19 protein-coding genes are annotated in these 17,416 nt (G+C 67.7%); 12 read left to right on the top strand and 7 right to left on the bottom strand.

Translation table 11 applies throughout. The annotated features are described in order from the left end of the window. The first annotated feature begins 257 nt into the window (after positions 1–257). Together SSKA14_RS20910 and SSKA14_RS20905 are read left to right on the top strand one after the other, a co-directional pair. Positions 258–2,579 carry a DUF1631 domain-containing protein gene (locus SSKA14_RS20910; RefSeq protein WP_040008807.1) on the top strand — a complete coding sequence of 774 codons (2,322 nt, stop codon included), beginning with the start codon at positions 258–260 and terminating at the stop codon, positions 2,577–2,579. Between the two features lie 51 nt (positions 2,580–2,630). Beyond that, positions 2,631–3,710: an NAD(P) transhydrogenase subunit alpha gene (locus SSKA14_RS20905; protein ID WP_008265526.1), complete on the top strand. Its 1,080-nt coding sequence runs from the start codon at positions 2,631–2,633 to the stop codon at positions 3,708–3,710. A gap of 63 nt (positions 3,711–3,773) precedes the next feature. On the opposite strand, the gene SSKA14_RS20900 is transcribed toward SSKA14_RS20905, so the two are convergent. Genes SSKA14_RS20900 through SSKA14_RS20890 form a run of 3 tightly spaced genes read right to left on the bottom strand, consistent with a single transcriptional unit; the run spans position 3,774 to position 5,147 of the window. Then, a complete protein-coding gene (locus SSKA14_RS20900; RefSeq protein WP_008266014.1) occupies positions 3,774–4,235 on the bottom strand; it encodes a DUF3106 domain-containing protein in 462 nt (153 codons plus the stop codon). Between the two features lie 4 nt (positions 4,236–4,239). Continuing rightward, positions 4,240–4,566, bottom strand: a complete 327-nt coding sequence (locus tag SSKA14_RS20895; protein ID WP_040008805.1) for a hypothetical protein — start codon at positions 4,564–4,566, stop codon at positions 4,240–4,242. Further along, positions 4,563–5,147, bottom strand: a complete 585-nt coding sequence (locus tag SSKA14_RS20890; protein WP_008268548.1) for an RNA polymerase sigma factor — start codon at positions 5,145–5,147, stop codon at positions 4,563–4,565. The genes SSKA14_RS20895 and SSKA14_RS20890 overlap by 4 nt, the downstream gene beginning before the upstream one ends. A gap of 98 nt (positions 5,148–5,245) precedes the next feature. Between SSKA14_RS20890 and SSKA14_RS20885 the strand changes: the two genes are divergently transcribed. Both SSKA14_RS20885 and SSKA14_RS20880 read left to right on the top strand, forming a co-directional pair. Next, positions 5,246–5,566: an NAD(P) transhydrogenase subunit alpha gene (locus SSKA14_RS20885; protein WP_008267585.1), complete on the top strand. Its 321-nt coding sequence runs from the start codon at positions 5,246–5,248 to the stop codon at positions 5,564–5,566. After that, entirely contained in the window at positions 5,563–7,023 is a 1,461-nt protein-coding gene (locus SSKA14_RS20880; RefSeq protein WP_008266899.1) for an NAD(P)(+) transhydrogenase (Re/Si-specific) subunit beta, read from the top strand. Before SSKA14_RS20885 ends, SSKA14_RS20880 begins: the two co-directional genes overlap by 4 nt. 249 nt (positions 7,024–7,272) lie before the next feature. On the opposite strand, the gene SSKA14_RS20875 is transcribed toward SSKA14_RS20880, so the two are convergent. Beyond that, positions 7,273–7,692, bottom strand: a complete 420-nt coding sequence (locus tag SSKA14_RS20875; RefSeq protein WP_040008801.1) for a hypothetical protein — start codon at positions 7,690–7,692, stop codon at positions 7,273–7,275. A 122-nt stretch (positions 7,693–7,814) separates the two neighbouring features. Between SSKA14_RS20875 and sufT the strand changes: the two genes are divergently transcribed. The 6 genes from sufT (at position 7,815) to SSKA14_RS20845 (ending at position 13,819) form a co-directional block, all read left to right on the top strand. Further along, on the top strand, positions 7,815–8,366 hold the full coding sequence (gene sufT, locus SSKA14_RS20870; RefSeq protein WP_004144911.1) for a putative Fe-S cluster assembly protein SufT: 552 nt from the start codon (positions 7,815–7,817) through the stop codon (positions 8,364–8,366). Between the two features lie 59 nt (positions 8,367–8,425). Then, entirely contained in the window at positions 8,426–9,520 is a 1,095-nt protein-coding gene (locus SSKA14_RS20865; protein ID WP_004154341.1) for a branched-chain amino acid aminotransferase, read from the top strand. Between the two features lie 168 nt (positions 9,521–9,688). Further along, entirely contained in the window at positions 9,689–10,345 is a 657-nt protein-coding gene (locus SSKA14_RS20860; RefSeq protein WP_040008798.1) for a hypothetical protein, read from the top strand. Continuing rightward, positions 10,342–10,677, top strand: a complete 336-nt coding sequence (locus SSKA14_RS20855) for a transcriptional regulator (protein ID WP_004154344.1) — start codon at positions 10,342–10,344, stop codon at positions 10,675–10,677. The genes SSKA14_RS20860 and SSKA14_RS20855 overlap by 4 nt, the downstream gene beginning before the upstream one ends. 1 nt (position 10,678) lies before the next feature. Beyond that, the gene (locus SSKA14_RS20850) at positions 10,679–11,701 is read left to right on the top strand and encodes a M23 family metallopeptidase (RefSeq protein WP_008267981.1); all 1,023 of its coding nucleotides are present in this window, start codon (positions 10,679–10,681) and stop codon (positions 11,699–11,701) included. Between the two features lie 378 nt (positions 11,702–12,079). After that, positions 12,080–13,819 (top strand): S8 family peptidase, encoded by a 1,740-nt coding sequence (locus SSKA14_RS20845; protein WP_040008795.1) that lies wholly within the window; start codon positions 12,080–12,082, stop codon positions 13,817–13,819. Between the two features lie 88 nt (positions 13,820–13,907). On the opposite strand, the gene SSKA14_RS20840 is transcribed toward SSKA14_RS20845, so the two are convergent. From SSKA14_RS20840 to wrbA, 3 genes are all read right to left on the bottom strand, one after another. Then, positions 13,908–14,393 (bottom strand): asparaginase domain-containing protein, encoded by a 486-nt coding sequence (locus tag SSKA14_RS20840; RefSeq protein ID WP_040009892.1) that lies wholly within the window; start codon positions 14,391–14,393, stop codon positions 13,908–13,910. Positions 14,394–14,472: 79 nt separating this feature from the next. Beyond that, on the bottom strand, positions 14,473–14,808 hold the full coding sequence (locus SSKA14_RS20835; RefSeq protein ID WP_040008791.1) for a DUF2069 domain-containing protein: 336 nt from the start codon (positions 14,806–14,808) through the stop codon (positions 14,473–14,475). Then, positions 14,805–15,398: an NAD(P)H:quinone oxidoreductase gene (gene wrbA / locus SSKA14_RS20830; protein ID WP_008268065.1), complete on the bottom strand. Its 594-nt coding sequence runs from the start codon at positions 15,396–15,398 to the stop codon at positions 14,805–14,807. The genes SSKA14_RS20835 and wrbA overlap by 4 nt, the downstream gene beginning before the upstream one ends. Positions 15,399–15,475: 77 nt before the next feature. Here wrbA and SSKA14_RS20825 point away from each other — a divergent pair, with 77 nt between their 5' ends. Further along, entirely contained in the window at positions 15,476–16,750 is a 1,275-nt protein-coding gene (locus SSKA14_RS20825) for a YihY family inner membrane protein (protein ID WP_004154462.1), read from the top strand. Then, positions 16,747–17,319, top strand: a complete 573-nt coding sequence (locus SSKA14_RS20820) for a TlpA disulfide reductase family protein (RefSeq protein WP_040008788.1) — start codon at positions 16,747–16,749, stop codon at positions 17,317–17,319. The genes SSKA14_RS20825 and SSKA14_RS20820 overlap by 4 nt, the downstream gene beginning before the upstream one ends. The last annotated feature ends 97 nt before the right edge of the window (positions 17,320–17,416 follow it).

Genomic DNA, 17,416 nt, shown 5'->3' with positions numbered 1-17,416 from the left:
CCTTTGAATATCAAACTGTGATGAACGTCATGCCACTGGCGGGAAACGGACGGCCGCTTCCCCTCGCCTCGCAGGCCTTGCACGGCTTACGATATCTATCTTGCCGGGCCGCCGGTCATGAGGTTTGAAGTGAGGACTGTTTCACTGTCCGTGACGGGCTGGCCGGCCTACCATCGACGTACCGGTGCATGGGGTGTGCCGGCCGTCGCGATGTCCATGCTGTCTGTCGTACCAGAGAAGGTGGGGAGCCTTCCCGAATGATGAGCGTGCCCACACCGATGGGATCGCCGGGGCGTGACCCGGCCCAGCTCCAGCGTGCCCGGGACATGGTCCTGCCGGCGCTGTGCCAGGCCTTCGGGGCCGCACTGGCGCGCTTCGACGATGCCCTGTTCGACCGGGCCGGCAATGCCGGTTCGTCGCAGCTGCTGTTCCTGGATGCGATGCGTGAACTGCGCCGCCGCCGCGAGGATATCGCGGCCGCCTTTGCCGGCCATCTGCAGCGGGCCTGGGAGGCGCTGGCCAGCGGTGAACCGCTGTCGGCCGAAACGACCCTGTCCGGCCCGGCCGAGGACGGCCTGAGCCTGTTGGCGGAACATGTGCTGGAATCGCGGCTGGCGGTGCGCAACTTCGCCACCGTGCTGCTGCGTGACTTCAAACCGGTGCTGGCGCGGCTCGACCGCCGCCTGGGCCGGCTGATCGGTGGCAGTGAACTGGATGCCGATCACAACCCGATCAGTCCCGAGCATCTGGGTGTCGCCATCCACGAAGCCTTTGCCGGTTGTGAACTGGCCCCGGAAGTGCACCTGGTGCTGATCAAGCTGTGCGAGCGCGACCTGCGCGCACCGGTCGGCCGCATCTACGAGAAGCTTGACGAACAACTGGCTGCGGCCGGCGTGATGTCGCAGATGGGGGCGCCACGGCGTGCGCCGTCGGCTACGCCCGACCCGCGCTTGGCCTCGGCCCTGGACGACCTGGTGGAACAGCGCCAGGGCGCGGGCCTCGACGGTGAGTTCGGCGATGACGAACAGGCTGCGCCGGCCTGGGCACAGCGCTTTGCCGCGCGCTGGTCCGAGCGGCGTGGCCACATGCAGCAGCACCTGCCGGGCGAAGACAGCGGTACTGGCGAGGCCTACGCCGGCCAGCAGGGCATGCTGCTGGAAGCGCTGCACGAACTGCTGCAGCAGACCCGCCACGTACGTGAGGATGCGACGTCGGCCGCGCAGGTGGCGATCGGCCAGCAGCGCCCGCTCAGCCAGCGCGAGATGATGTCGGTGTTGTCGCTGCTGCAGGCCACGCCCAGTGCGACGCTGCGTGCAGCGATCGGCGAGGATGGTGAATCACTGGCGCAGCGCCTGAAGAGCGAGGTGCTGTCCAGCGCCACCCGGCTGGGCGTCGACCCGGGCCAGACCCGGCTGGACCCGCAGGACGAAGATGCGATCGATCTGGTCGGCATGCTGTTTGACGTGATGCTGGACGAGCGCGAACTGGAAGGCCGCTCGCGCGAGCTGATCGGCCGCCTGGTGGTGCCGTTCGTCAAGGTCGCGATGCTTGACCGCCGCATGTTCGTGCAGAAGACCCACCCGGCCCGCAAGCTGCTCAATTCGCTGGCCGAGGCCTGCGAAGGCAACACCGGCGAGAGCCAGGCCGAGCGCATGCTGATGGCCAAGGTCGAGGAGATCATCGAGCGCCTGGTGGCCGAGTTCAACGAGAACCTGGCGATCTTCCTGACCCTGGAAGAAGAATTCCGCGAGTTTCTGGTGCAGCATCGCCGCCGCGTGGAAATCGCCGAGCGTCGCGCCGCCGAGACCCAGCGCGGCCAGGAAAAGCTGGAAATGGCCCGTACCCGTGCCGGCGCCGAGCTGGACCGCCGCATTGGCGACGCCACCCTGCCGCCGGCCATCGCCGAGTTCCTGCGCCAGCCATGGCAGCACCACCTGACCCTGGCGCTGCTGCGCGAGGGCGAGGAGGGCGCGTCGGTGGCCGAGGCCCTGGGCCTGGGTGACGGCCTGCTGGAGGAAGTGGCCGAGGCCCGCCGCCAGATCGTCGGCAAGCCGTGGCTGCAGGCCTGGCAGCCGGTGCTGGCCAAGGTGTTTGCCAGTGTCGGCGTACATGGCGACGCGGCCACCGGCGCCATCGACGCATTGCATGACACCCTGCAGGGCATCGCCGAGTCCCGGCCGGAACTGCAGCGCGCGCTGCCGGAGCTGCCGCAGGTCGCACTGCCGGCACCGCCGGTGGCCGAGTCGCCGGCAGTGGAACTGGGGGGGCAGATCGATGCCGATGACTTCGACAATGCCGACGCCGATCGCTTCCGTCGCATGGAAATCGGCAACTGGCTGGACTTCGTCGACAAGGATGGCAAGGTCCAGGCCGGCAAACTGTCCTGGGTCAGTCCCATTTCATCGCGCCTGCTGTTCGTGAACCGCCGTGGTGTGCGTTTCTGCGTGGCCTCGCCGGAAGAGCTGGCAGTCATGGTGCGGCTGGGCCGCCTGCGTGCCCACGTTGACGATGGCGCCTTCGACAGCGCGATGCAGGGTGTGATCGATCGATTGGACCCGGGCAGCGCCACCCTGCATTGAGCGGGGCCGCCTGCTAGGATCGGGAAAACTCACCGATCAGCGGGGACCTGCATGGCCGTGGCGTTGCTGGGGATCAAGGAGACCGCGCCGGGCGAACGGCGTGTGGCGCTGACACCGGAGACCGCGCGCAAGCTCGGTGCCCTGGGCATCACTGTCTGGTACGAAAGCGGTGCCGGCCTGGCGGCGGGCTTCACCGATACCGCCTATGACGATGCCGGTGCCCGTGCGTTCGATGCGCAGCGCTGGGGCGAGATCGACATCCTGCTGTGCGTGCAGGCACCGCCTGCGGGGATACTGGAAAAGCTCAAGCCGGGTGCCAGCGTGGTCGGATTGCTGACCCCGGCCAGCGATCCGGCCCTGGCTGCACTCGCTGCCGACGATCGTCTGCACCTGTTTCCGCTGCAGCAGCTGCCGCGCACCACCCGTGCGCAGGCGATGGACGTACTCAGTTCGCAGGCCGGCATGGCCGGCTACAAGGCCGCGCTGATCGCCGCCGAGCGCGCGCCGCGCTTCTTCCCGATGCTGACCACCGCCGCCGGTACCGTGCGGCCGGCCAAGGTGCTGGTGATCGGTGCCGGCGTGGCCGGGTTGCAGGCGATTGCCACCGCGCGCCGGCTCGGCGCGCAGGTGGAGGGCTTCGACGTGCGCCCGGAAACCCGCGAGCAGATCCAGTCGCTGGGTGCGCGCTTCCTCGACCTGGGCGTGAGCGCGGCCGGCGAGGGCGGCTATGCGCGCGCGCTCACCGATGAGGAGCGTGCCGAACAGCAGCGCCGTCTGGCCGACCATCTGCGCGGCGTCGATGTGGTGATCTGCACGGCGGCAGTGCCGGGGCGCCCGGCACCGACGATCGTGACCGCCGCGATGGTGGAGGGTATGGCCACTGGCAGCGTGATCGTGGACCTGGCCGCAGAGAGCGGCGGCAACTGCGCGCTGACCCAGCCGGGCCAGTGCATCGAGCATCAAGGGGTGACCATCGATGGCCCGCTGGGCCTGGCCAGCCGTGGTGCGACCCAGGCCAGCGAAATGTATGCGCGCAACCTGCTCAATTTCGTCGCGCTGTTCGTGCGCGAGGGCCAGCTCGGCTTCGATTGGGAAGACGAACTGCTGGCGAAGACGCGCTGGCAGTCGTGAATGCCGTGGGGTCAGATCCCTTTGCCTCTGGCAAAGGGATCTGACCCCCGCTATCCCGAAGGCTTACCGTGGCTTCGCCGGCGGCGGATTGTCGCGCACCCAGTCCTTGCGCTGCTCCGTGGTCATCTGCGACCAGCGCTCACGCAGGGCTTCGCGCTGCGCCGGTGGCATGTCGCGCATCTGCCCGAATAGGGCACGCGCCTGTTCGCGCTGCTCCGGGCTCATGTGTTCGAAGCGGCGCAGGCCGCGACGGGCCTTGTCGCGCTCCTCCGGGCTCATCGACTGCCAGCGCTGGCCATGCGAGAGCATGCGCTGGCGCTGGCCGGCATCGGCGCCGTTCCAGCGGTCGCGCAGCGGTGCCAGCAGGGATTCGCGCTGGGCTTCACTCAGCTGTTCCCACGCTGGCAGGGGCGTGGCCGGCAGGGGGCGCGCGGCAGGCGTGTGCGCGGCGCTCTGCGCCAGCGCCGGGACGGCCGGCAGCAGCGACAGGCTCAACAACAGCGGCAGGATGTTCAAACGGGGCATGGTTTCACTCCATCGCCAGGTCGGTATCGCCCAGCCACAGGTACAGATCGGGATTTTCGTCGTACAGCGCGCTGTTGTCTTCCACCGAGGCCAGCACGGGTGCCGGCGCGGGGCCCATCACGGGGCCGTGGCCGCTGAACTGCAGGCCAATACCCAGCGCCACCACCAGCGAACAGGCACTGGCCAGCCACCAGCGCCAGCGCCCGCGATGGGCCGCCGTGGCGCCGTGGCGGGCCAGGCGCAACCGGGCCAGCGTGGCCGGCGACAGCGCCTGCAGCGACTGCGCGTGCAGGCTGCGCAGGGTGTCATCGGAGGGCAGGGAGCGGTTCACGGGTGGGTCTCCAGGTAGTCCTGCAGCGCCTGCCGGGCGCGTGCCAGATGGGTTTTTACCGCGCCTTCGCTGCAGCCCATGGCGTGGGCAGTGGTGGCCCCGTCCAGGTCCTGCAGCACGCGCAGGGTGAAGGCCTCGCGCTGGCGCGCAGGCAGCGTGCGCAGTGCCTGCACCAGCTGCTGGTACTGCTGGCGCTGCTCATGCGCCTGCGCCGGGTCCGGGCCGGGGTCGGCCCAGTCGATCTCGCCGCCGTCGGCGTCCTGGTTGTCGCGCCAGAACGGCAGGCGGAAGCGGCGCCGGCGCTGCAGGTCGATCACGCGCCGGCGCAGGATGCTCCAGAACAGCGGCGCCCACTCGGCGGCCGGCTTGTCGGCATAATCCAGCATGCGCATCAGCGCGTCCTGCACCGCATCCATGGCGTCTTCTCGCTGGCGCAGGCCAGCCTCGGCGAAGCGAAACGCACGCGGGCCGACGCTGGCCAGGAACGCTTCCAGCGACGCCGGCAGGGCATCGGTCTCGGCGCTCGGGGGGACAGGGCTGCTCACCAGCACAGGGTACGGTTCCTCGCTTGGGGTCACCATCGACAACGCGTGAGCGTCGCTTCGGTTGACGCGGGGTACGCGCCGGGTTCAGCCCGTGGTTATGATGGGCCCACGAAGACAGAGCGGGAGCGTTGCCAGTGAGTGACGGGTTCGTAGCGCTGTACATCTTCATGCTGGCGGCCATTGCCGGCCACGTGATCATTTCGCGGGTGCCGGTGATCCTGCATACCCCGCTGATGTCGGGTTCCAACTTCATCCACGGCATCGTGCTGATCGGTGCGATGGTGGTGCTGGGGCATGCGCAGACGCCGCTGGAAAAAGCGCTGGGCTTCCTCGCCGTGGTGCTTGGAGCCGGCAACGCCGCCGGTGGCTACGTGGTCACCGCACGCATGCTGGAAATGTTCAAGCCGAGCGCGCCCAAGGGTGGCAAGGACCAATCGAAGGAGCCGCAAGCTTGAACATCAGCACCGTCGAACTGCTCGACTGGCTGGTCAAGGCCAGCTACCTCGTCGCCGCTACGCTGTTCCTGCTGGGCCTGCAGCGCATGGCCTCGCCGCTGACCGCACGCAGCGGCATCCGCTGGGCCGGGCTGGGCATGCTGCTGGCCACGGCGGCGACCTTCTTCCTGCCCGAACTGCACAACGTGCCGTTGATCCTGGTGGCGCTGCTGCTCGGCGCGGGGCTGGCCTGGTGGTCGGCCGGCAAGGTCGCCATCACCGACATGCCGCAGATGGTGGCGCTCTACAACGGCATGGGTGGCGGTTCGGCCGCGGCCATCGGCGCAGTGGAGCTGCTGCGCTATGCCTTCCTGGCCCACCGTGACACCACGCACTGGAGCGAGCAGGCACTGGCCGACCTGGCCGCGCGCCAACCGTCGGGCACGGTGTTGCTGCTGGCGGTGGTGGGTGCGGCGATCGGTGCGGTGTCGCTGTCCGGCTCGGTGATCGCCTGGACCAAGCTGGATGGCCGCCTCGACAAGCGGGTGACCTGGCCGGGCCAGCAGGTGATGAACCTGGTGGTGGCGCTGGCGGTGGTGGTCCTGGCGATCATCGCCGCCAGCACGCTCAGCACCTGGGCGATCGTCGCCTTCTTCGTGCTGGCGCTGGCGCTGGGCGTGTTGATGACGCTGCCGATCGGTGGCGCCGACATGCCGGTGGTGATCTCGCTGTACAACGCGTTCACCGGCCTGGCGGTGTCGTTCGAAGGCTATGTGCTGGGCAACGAGGCGCTGATCATCGCCGGCATGATGGTCGGTGCGGCGGGCATCCTGCTGACGCGTTTGATGGCCAAGGCGATGAACCGGCCGATCCGCAATGTGCTGTTTTCCAATTTCGGTGGTGGTGCCGGCGGTGAAGCACAGGCCATCACCGGTTCGCAGAAGCCGATCGATGCGGCCGACGTGGCCGCGATGATGGCCTTCGCCGAGCGCGTGGTGATCGTGCCCGGCTATGGCATGGCGGTGGCACAGGCCCAGCACAAGATCTGGGAACTGGCGCAGCGGCTGGGCCAGCGCGGGGTGAAGGTGAAGTTCGCCATCCACCCGGTGGCCGGGCGCATGCCCGGGCACATGAACGTGCTGCTGGCCGAGGCCGGTGTGCCCTACGACCTGATCGCCGACATGGATGACATCAACCCGGAGTTCGCCAACACCGACGTGGTGCTGGTGATCGGTGCCAACGACGTGGTCAATCCGGTCGCGCGTACCGATCCGGCCAGCCCGATCTACGGCATGCCGGTGCTGGACGTGGTCAACGCGCGCAATGTAGTGGTGATCAAGCGCGGCAAGGGCACTGGCTTTGCCGGCATCGAGAATGCGCTGTTCTACGCCGACAACACCCGCATGCTGTACGGCGATGGTGCTGAAGCGGCGGCCTCACTGGTAAGTGAACTGAAGGCGCTCGACGGCGGGCATTGAAGGTCGGGTCGGATCCGCAGGAGCGGCAGGTGCGGACCTTGGTCCGCACGCTTCTGCCGGCCAGTGGCCGGCACTACCCCCATCCACGCATGGTGGCTGCACTTGGTAGGTGCGGACCTTGGTCCGCACGCTTCTGCCGGCCAGCGGCCGGCACTACCCCCATCCACGCATGGTGGCTGCACTTGGTAGGTGCGGACCTGGGTCCGCACGTTTCTGCCGGCCAGTGGCCGGCACTACCTGCCGATGGGGTCAGCGCGCCAGCCAGGCGCCGACGAGCACGGCCACGGCCAGCCACAGCCATTCCATCGCGCCATTGGCCAGGGTGATCAGGGTCCAGGCCAGGTGCGGGCCCATGCGCAGGCTGGCGTCCCACAAACCCAGCCCGATCGAGCCGCCCATCCAGGCGCTGGCGATGGTCCAGTTGGCCACGGCGGCAACCAGCAGCGTGCCCAGCACGACCAGCGCGATGCGCAGGCGGCCCGGCCCCAGCGTGCCCATGCGCAGCATGAACACCAGTTCCAGTGCGGTCAGTACCGCCATCCAGCCGACCTGCCGACCGGTCATCAGCGCCAGCACCATCCAGGCAAGGGGAGCAACAACCAGGCCCAGCAACAGCATGAAGGGCCAGAGCCAGGTCACGGTCCTGGCACGCGCGGCATTGGAGGACATCGAAGCTCCCAGAAGATCGCCCACAGGATACTGTGGTTTGCCGCAGTGCACCGGCGGTGGCAGGGCGGCTGGGCTAGAATGCCGTCTTGCGTGGCCTCGGCCACGGCCCCATATCGGTCCCCATGTATTCCCGTAGCAGCGAACCTGTCCACTTCGAACGCGATTGCGAGGCCGTCATGGTCCCGCAGGGCGATACCGTGACCCTGCCCGCCGGCAGCTATGGGTACATCACCCAGGCGTTGGGCGGCAGTTACTCGGTGTTCGTTGAGGGCAACCTGTTCCGCATCGCCGGCAAGGACGGCGACGCCATCGGCAAGGAGGCCCCGGCACCGCTGGAGCTGCCCGCCGACGCCACCGATGAACAGGTGGAACAGCTGGTGTGGCAGCAGCTTCGCACCTGCTTCGACCCGGAAATTCCGGTGAACATCGTCGAACTGGGCCTGGTCTACGAGGTCGAGATCAAGCATCTGGACGAAGGCCAGCGCGAGATCGACGTGAAGATGACCCTGACCGCACCGGCCTGCGGCATGGGTGACATCCTGGTCGATGATGTGCGCAGCAAGCTTGAAATGATCCCGACGGTGGCCGAGGCCGACGTCGAGCTGGTGTTCGACCCGCCGTGGAACCAGCACATGATGTCCGAAGCGGCGCGGCTCGAGACCGGCATGCTTTGACCCACGGCCCGCAGCGACGCGGGCCCGGCACTACCCGCAACCAGAACAGGAAATCTCCGGTGTCCCAGTCCATTCCCAGCTTCGCCGTCACCCGTTCGGACCACCCGCGCAGCGCTGAAGAGCGCGCCCAGATCCTGGAGAAGCCGGGCTTCGGCCTGCACTTCACCGATCACATGGTGGAAGTGCGCTGGGACAAGGATGCCGGCTGGCACAACGCCAACGTGCGCGCCTACGGCCCGCTGCAGCTGGACCCGGCTGCGGCCGTGCTGCACTACGGCCAGGAAATCTTCGAAGGCATCAAGGCCTACCGCCACGCCGACGGTTCGATCTGGACCTTCCGCCCGGATGCCAACGGCCGTCGCCTGCAGCGTTCGGCGCAGCGCCTGGCGCTGCCGGAACTGCCGGTGGAGATCTTCGTTGAATCGCTGAAGCAGCTGATCGCGGTGGACAGCGCCTGGGTGCCGTCGGCCGACGAGTCCAGCCTGTACTTCCGTCCGTTCATGATCGGCGACGAAGCCTTCCTCGGCGTGCGCGGCGCGCACAAGGCCGGCTACTACGTCATCGCCAGCCCGGCCGGCCCGTACTTCGCCAAGGGCGTGGCCCCGGTGTCGATCTGGCTGTCGACCGAGTACGCGCGTGCAGCCAAGGGCGGCACCGGTGCCGCCAAGTGCGGTGGCAACTACGCCGCCTCGCTGCTGCCGCAGCAGAAGGCGCAGGCCCAGGGCTGCTCGCAGGTGCTGTTCCTCGACCCGGTCGAGGGCAAGTACCTGGAAGAACTGGGTGGCATGAACGTGTTCCTGGTCTACAAGGACGGTACGCTGGTCACCCCGGAACTGTCCGGCAGCATCCTCGAGGGCATCACCCGCGAGAGCATCCTGCAGCTGGCGCGCGACCGCGGCATGAAGGTCGAAGAGCGCAAGGTCAGCATCGACGAGTGGAAGGACGGCGTGGCCTCCGGTGCGATCAGCGAAGTGTTCGCCTGCGGCACCGCGGCGGTGGTCACCCCGATCGGCCAGTTGAAGGGCGAGGGCTTCTCGGTCGGCGACATCAACGCCCCGGCCGGCGAAGTGACCATGTCGCTGCGCAAGGAACTGACCGACATCCAGTACGGCCGTCTGCCGGACCGCCACAACTGGCTGGTCAAGCTGGGTTGATCGCCCGCACCGAACGATAGCGTCGAGCCAGGCTCGACCGCGTTCCCGGAAAGCCCGTCCCCGTGACGGGCTTTCTGCGTTATGGGGCCGCCGCATCGCTGCCGGGAGTAGTTGACGCAAATAGGTTTGCAATGCAAACTTAATTCAAGCGCCCCGATGGAGCATGTCATGCAGCAGCCGTCCGTCATCGACCCTTCCTCGCGCCTGCAGGCGCTGACCCGCGAATACTCACGGTACTCGCGAAGCGCCGGCGGCCTGTCGGCGATGGCCGGTGGCCTTGCCTGCCTGGCCTCTTTCCTGGCCGGCGTCCTGTTGCCGGCCACCCTGGCGCTGCGCATCGTGCTGATCGCCATGCCCGTGCTGTGGATCGTCGGCAAGCAGTGGCTTGCGCGCCGCTATTACCAGCGGCTGGGCCAGGTCGAGGAGCAGGTCACGCCGGTCGAGCGCAATTTCCAGCGATTCTTCATCGCCTTCACCGCGCTGGTGAGCGTGCTGGTGGTCGGCAGCGTGCTGACCCGGCTGGCCCCGATGGGGGAGCGGCCCTGGGACCTGCGCGCACTCGGTTACCTCGGGGTGGTGGCGATGCTCCCCTGGGTGGTGTGGCGTTGGCTGCGTACTCCCCTGGAGTTCATCGTGGGCGTGTTCCTGATGTGCCAGGCCGCGCTGGCCTTCACCGGGCAGACCTATGGGTTCGAGCCGAGCACCGCCGTGTTTCCGCTGGCGTCCATCGCGCTGATCGTCGTCGGCTGGCGTGACCACCAGCGCTTCCTCCGCCTGCAGGCCGAGATGCGCATGTTCATGGCGGGGCGGACACACCTCGAATGAGCAGATTGCCTGATGCCCGCACGCTGCTGCAGCTTGATCGCCTGATCCACGAACCGGCACGCCTGCTGATCCTCTCGATCCTGGCCGGCGCCGAATCGGCCGAGTTCGGTTTCGTCGAGCATCTCAGTGGCCTGAGCAAGGGCAACCTGTCCAGCCATCTGAGCAAGCTCGAGGCGGCCGGGCTGGTTGCCATCGACAAGACGTTCAGGGGCAAGCGTCCCCTGACCACCCTGCAGCTGACTCCGGTGGGGCGACAGGCCCTTACCGAGTACCGCACGCAGCTGGCGGCGATCGTCGCCGGCATTCCCGTTCCGGATCGCAAGGAGCCCTGACATGACATTGCTTCCACGCCTGATTGCAGTTCTGGTTCTCGCCCTTCCAGCCCTCGGCGGCAGGGCCGCGACGAGCGATCCGCGCCAGCAGGGGGCGGCGTTGACCACGCAGTTCTACGAGGGACACATCGACGCCCTGTGGGAGCGGATGACGCCGCAGATGCAGGCGGCGCTGCAGTCCAGGCAGAACCTGGTGGCACTGCGCGAGCAGGTGATCTCCGGCTGGGGCGCGGAAACGGAAGTGGTCAGCGAGAAGGTTGGCAGCGCTGACGGAAACGACACCTATCTGCGCCAGGCTCGTTTCGAGAAGCGGCCGGGCATCGTCCAGGTGCTGTGGGCACTCGACGCCGAGGGGCGGATCAGCGGCTTCTACATCCGCCCCGAACAGTCCTCGCCCCCGCAGGCCGCGGCCAGCCGGTTCCTTGACTACACCACCCGCACGCGCCTGCAACTGCCGTTCGCCGACGAGTTCTTCGTGTTCTGGGGTGGGCGCAGCATCGAGCAGAACTACCATGCGGCCCACGCGGGGCAGCGCTTCGCGCTGGACCTGCTGATGGTCCGCGAGGGCCGATCACACCGCGGCGACGGGTTGCGCAATGAAGACTACTTCTGCTTCGGTCGCCCGATCCTCGCGCCTGCCGACGGCACCGTGGTTGAGGTGGTCGGCAGTGTTGCCGACAACGTGCCCGGCCAGATGAATGCGGCCCAGCTCACCGGCAACCGGGTCATTCTCGACCACGGCAATGACGAGTACTCGGTGCTGGCGCACCTGCGGCAGGGCAGCGTGCGCGTCGCACGGGGGCAGAGGGTCCGCAGCGGAGCGCATCTGGCTGACTGTGGCAACAGCGGCAGTTCCTCCGAGCCGCACCTGCACTACCAGCTGCAGGCAGGGCCTGCATTCGGCGTCGGCGCGGCGCTGCCGGCGCAGTTCTCCGATTACCTTGCCGATGGCCAGCCCGTCGCGCGCGGTGAGCCGGTCAAGGGGCAGCAGATCCGTCCCGCCGATGTTGCGCAGGCACGGTAGCGCTGTTCCCCGAAGCGCATGCGTGATGGCCGTTGCGATGCCGGGCGGCCGTCCCCGTTGGTGAGCGGACGCCGATGTCGGCAAAGTCATGCGTGGACATGACGTCCCCCAGTCAGGGCCGTGCAGGGCGCGCGAAAGTTCCTTCACCTTCACAAACCCTCGACCCGGAAAGTCTCAGATCAGACATTTCATCTTGCTGAAAAGACGCTGAAAATCTTGTGGTGTCCGGTTTTGGTCATTAGCGTCATCTGCACGGCGGATCAAAAGGGGGATCCGCTGACTCGCCGGACTTCGAACCTCGCCAACGCAAGCCAGCCCATGGTTCGGGCCGGTGCTTCTGCCGATTCCGGCATTCACACCACTAGAAAGGGAAATACGATGTCCCAGGTAACGCAACCGCGTGTGCGTCGAGTGTGGGTGGTCCTTGGTGCGTCCGTTCTGTCATCGCTGCTGCTGGCCACGCCTGCGCTGGCCGGTGACGTCCAGCTCAGCGGCCTGCAGTCCGCGCCGACACACCAGCGCTTCATCGTGAAGTACCGTGACGGCAGTGCGCCGGTGGCCAATACCACCGCACTGGCTTCCTCGCTGAAGACGGCCGCCGCCGGCCTCGCCAGCAGCCAGGGCCGCGCGCTGGGCCTGCAGGAAGTGCGCAAGCTGGCCGTCGGCCCGACCGTGGTCAGGACCGATCGTCCGCTCGACCAGGCCGAATCCGAGCTGCTGATGCGCAAGCTGGCCGCCGACCCGAACGTGGAGTACGTCGAGGTCGACCAGATCATGCGCGCCACGCTGACGCCGAACGACACCCGCTTCAGCGAGCAGTGGGGCTTTGGCACCTCCAATGCCGGCATCAACATCCAGCCGGCCTGGGACAAGTCCACCGGCACCGGTGTGGTGGTGGCAGTGATCGACACCGGCATCACCAATCATCCGGATCTGAATGCCAACATCCTGCCCGGCTACGACTTCATCAGCGACGCGGCGATGGCGCGCGATGGCGGTGGCCGCGACAACAATCCGAATGACGAAGGCGACTGGTACGGCGCCAACGAGTGTGGCTCGGGCATTCCGGCCTCCAACTCCAGCTGGCACGGCACCCACGTCGCCGGCACGGTGGCGGCGGTGACCAACAACGCCAATGGCGTGGCCGGCACCGCATTCAACGCCAAGGTCGTGCCGGTACGCGTGCTCGGCAAGTGCGGCGGATACACCTCCGACATCGCCGATGCGATCGTGTGGGCATCCGGCGGCACCGTCAGTGGCGTGCCGGCCAACGCCAATCCGGCCGAGGTCATCAACCTCTCGCTGGGCGGCGGCGGCAGCTGCTCGACCACCTACCAGAATGCGATCAATGGTGCGGTTGGCCGGGGTACCACCGTGGTGGTGGCCGCCGGCAACAGCAACACCAACGTGTCCTCGTCGGTGCCCGCCAACTGCCCGAACGTGATCGCGGTGGCGGCCACCACCTCGGCCGGTGCGCGTGCCAGCTTCTCCAACTACGGCGCTGGCATCGACATCTCGGCCCCGGGCCAGAGCATCCTGTCCACCCTCAACACCGGCACCACCACCCCGGGCAGCGCCACCTATGCGTCCTACAACGGCACCTCGATGGCGGCGCCGCACGTGGCCGGCGTGGTTGCGCTGATGCAGGCGGTCGCGCCGAGCCCGCTGAGCCCCGCGCAGGTTGAAAGCATCATCAAGAGCACCGCACGTCCGTTGCCGGGTGCATGCTCGGGTGGTTGCGGTGCCGGCATCATCGACGCCAATGCTGCAGTCGCTGCGGCCATCAACGGTGGCAGCCCGAACCCGGGTGGCAACGTGCTGCAGAACAATGTGCCGGTGACCGGCCTGGGTGCTGCGACCGGTGCCGAGCTGAACTACACCGTCGCGGTTCCGGCTGGCAGCACGCAGCTGCGCGTGGCGATCAGTGGCGGCAGCGGCGATGCCGACCTGTATGTGCGCCAGGGCAGTGCCCCGACCGACACCACCTACACCTGCCGCCCGTACCTGAGTGGCAACAGTGAGACCTGCACCATCAACAGCCCGGCCGCCGGCACCTGGTATGTGCGGGTGAAGGCGTACAGCACCTTCTCGGGCCTGACCCTGAACGCGCAGTACTGAGCCCAAGTCCCTCTCCATGGGCACGCCCCGGCTTCGGCCGGGGCGTTTTTCATTGGGTAGGTGCCGACCTTGGTCGGCACGCCGTTCCTCAGACCGACTCGAAGCGGTTCGCCGCCACGTTCTTGCGCACGTGCTGCGGATCGAAGATCCGTCCGTTCATCGCGATGTAAACGCCGGTCGGCAGCGACTGCACCGCGCCGATCGCACAGCCGATGTTGAACTCTGCATCCGAACCACGGAAACGGGCCGGGCTCAGTGCGCCGGTCATCACGATGGTCTTGTCCGGGATCGTCGCCAGCACCTTGCCGGTCTGCACCATCGAATCGGTACCGTGGGTCACCAGTACGTGGCGGGTCGGCTGCGCGGCGATGGTGGCGCGGATCAGCTCGCGGTCCTCATCATTGATGTGCAGCGAGTCCTTGCGCAGGATCGGAATCACGTTGAAACGGAAGGTCACGCCCAGCTCGCGCAGGATCATGCCGATCTGCGGATCGCCGATCTGGTAGTCCGACTTGTCGTCGAAGTAGATCTTGTCGATCGTGCCGCCGGTGGTGACGACCAGGAGCTCTTCCATCATGTGCATGCGCGAAACCAGGACAGGTACAGCGGCGCGGGGCCAGGAACACAGATGATACGGCCCGGCGGCCGCAGCGTCAGCGTCGCTTGCCGAAGCGGGCGCGCAGCCCCGGCAGGCTGGCGCTGAAGATCACCAGCAGGGCCAGTGCGATCTCGATCAGCGCCAGCCAGCGTGTTTCCGGGTGGCTCCAGGCACTCATCACGCCGTGGCTGAACCAGCCCAGGGCCAGTACCGAGGCCCAGAAGCCGGCTTTGCGCCAGCCCAGCCGCAGCGCAAAGGCCAGCGCCAGCGGCGGCGCGGTGAACACCAGCTGGGTGGCCAGCCAGTGCTTGTCATTGATGAACCAGCCCGCGAACAGCGCAGCCAGCCCCATCAAGGCCAACAGCAGGAGCGTGCGCGGCGGTCGGTTCATCGGGCCAACCGCTGCGCGATGTCGGCCACCCGGCGGCCCAGCGCACGGGCCAGCACGGCCTCGTCGTCGGTCGGTTGCGGGTCGTCGGCAGCACCGGCCACATGGCTTGCACCGTACGGGGTGCCGCCACTGGTGGTATGGCTCAGTGCCGGCTCGGTGAACGGTATGCCGACGATCACGCAGCCGTGGTGCAGCAGCGGCACCTGCATCGACAGCAGGGTCGACTCCTGGCCGCCATGCATCGACGCGGTCGAGGTGAATACCCCGGCCGGCTTGCCCGACAGCGTGCCATTGACCCATTCGGCGCCCAGGCCATCGAGGAAGTGCTTCACCGGCGCGGCCATGTTGCCGAATCGGGTCGGACTGCCGAGCAGCAGGCCCTGGCACTCGACCAGGTCCTGCACGCTCACGTAGGGGGCGCCATCGTCGGGTACCGGCGGCTGCGCGGTCTGGGTTACCGCGGCCACCGGCGGTACCGTGCGCAGGCGCGCGCCCATGCCCGGCACCTCGCCGATGCCCCGCGCGATCTGGCGCGCCAGCCGTGCCACCGAACCGCCCCGGCTGTAGTACAGCACCAGAATCTCGCCCATCGTGCCCGCTTCTCCTCGTCGTCTGGCCACCAGTATGGCTATCCTGCGAGCATTCCGCATCGGGTACCCTTTCGCCGATGGAACCTTTGGATACGCTCAACCTGTGGATGGAGCGCGCGCGGGATCGCGCACGGGCCATCAGTTTCGGCCGCTTCCTGTGGCATCGCTTCCTCGACGACCGCCTGTTCCAGGCAGCGGCGGCGCTGGCGTACACCACGGTGTTCGCGCTGGTGCCGCTGGCGATCGTGGTGTTCGGCGTGCTCTCGGCCTTTCCTGTCTTCGACCGCTGGAGCGACCAGCTCAGCGATTACGTCTTCTCCAACTTCGTACCCAATGCCGCGCGGGCGGCCGAGGGCTACCTGCGGCAGTTCTCGGCCAGTGCCGGCCAGCTGACCGCGGCCGGTTTCATCGCGCTGGTGGTGTCCCTGCTGATCACCCTCAACAGTGTTGAAGAGACCTTCAACCAGATCTGGCGGGTCGGTTCGACCCGGCCCAAGCTGACCCGCTTCCTGGTCTACTGGACCGTACTGACCCTGGGCGCGATGCTGGCGGCCGCCTCGCTGGCGGTATCGGCGCGGGTGTTCGCGATGCCGCTGTTCGGCACCCAGGAAGGTCGCTGGCTGGCTGAACTGGCACTGCGGCTGGCGCCGATCCTGATCGAGTTCGTGTGCATCACGCTGATGTTCCGGGTGGTGCCGCACCACACGGTGAAATGGCGGCACGCGGTGCCCGGCGCGATCCTGGCCGCGGTGATCCTGGAACTGGTGAAGTGGGGCATCGGCGCCTACCTGGGCAGCTTCCAGTCCTACCAGAAGCTGTATGGCACGGTCGCCTTCGTGCCGATTCTGCTGCTGTGGATCTACCTGTGCTGGGTGGCCGTGCTGCTGGGCGCGTCGTTGTCCTCGTCGATGGCCGCCTTCCGCTACCAGCCGGTGGAGCTGCGCCTGCCGCAGGGCTACGAGTTCTACGGCCTGCTGCGCCTGCTCGGTCGCTTCCACCATGCACGCTTGAAGGGCAGGGGCCTGGCCGATGATGAAATCCTGCGGCTGGAGCCGATGCTGACGGACTCCCTGCTGCATGACCTGGCCTGCAACCTGCAGGAGATCGGCCTGCTGCGCCGCGACGAGCAAGGCGAGTGGCTGCTGTCGCGCGACCTGGACCAGGTCAGCCTGGCCGACCTGTACGAATGCACCCAGCTGCGCATCCCGGTAGCCGAGCAGCACCTGCCATACCGCGACGACAGCCTGGGCCGGGCCGCCCTGGCGGCACTGGACGACCTGCGACTGCCCCTGCGCGAACGCCTCAAGCGCAAGGTCAGCGATATCTATACTGACTCCGGAGACACGCCATGACCCGCAAGACCCCGTTGCTGTTGCTCCCGCTGGCCCTGGCGCTGGCCCTTGCCGCCTGCAAGCCGGCGCAGGAACCGACCCCGTCCAGCAGCCAGCCGCCGGCGCAGGCACCGACACCGAGCACGCCTGCACCGGTCGAGGAGACCCCGGCCGAGCGCGCCACCGCCGAGTTCCCGACGCTGAAGATGAAGGCGGTGGATGGCAGCGAGTACGACCTGGCCGCACATCGTGGCAAGTGGGTGGTGGTGAATTTCTGGGCGACCTGGTGCGCGCCGTGCCGCAAGGAGATGCCGGAGTTGTCGGCGCTGCATGCGATGCGCAGCAACATCGAGGTGGTCGGTCTGGCCTATGAGGACATCGAAGCGCCCGAGATGCAGGCGTTCCTGACCAAGCATCCGGTCACCTATCCGATCGTGATCGTGGACCCGTTCGATCCGCCCGCCGATTTCGCCACGCCGCGCGGCCTGCCGCTGACGCATCTGCTGGACCCGCAGGGCAAGCTGGCGCACACCTTCCTTGGCCCGGTGACGGCTGCTGACATCGAAAAGCAGATCGCCGCTGCCAGGTAGCGGGTGGGTCGGCAGGGCCTGCGGCCCTGCACCCGTGGTAGTGCCGGCCGCTGGCCGGCAACAGCAACAGCAACAGCAGAAGCGGGTTTCCTGTGGG

The organism is Stenotrophomonas sp. SKA14, assembly GCF_000158575.1.
In the GTDB taxonomy this organism is placed as follows: Bacteria; Pseudomonadota; Gammaproteobacteria; order Xanthomonadales; family Xanthomonadaceae; genus Stenotrophomonas; species Stenotrophomonas forensis.
The sequence above is the reverse complement of the archived record's forward strand: the minus strand, read 5'-3'. Positions and strand labels throughout refer to the sequence as shown.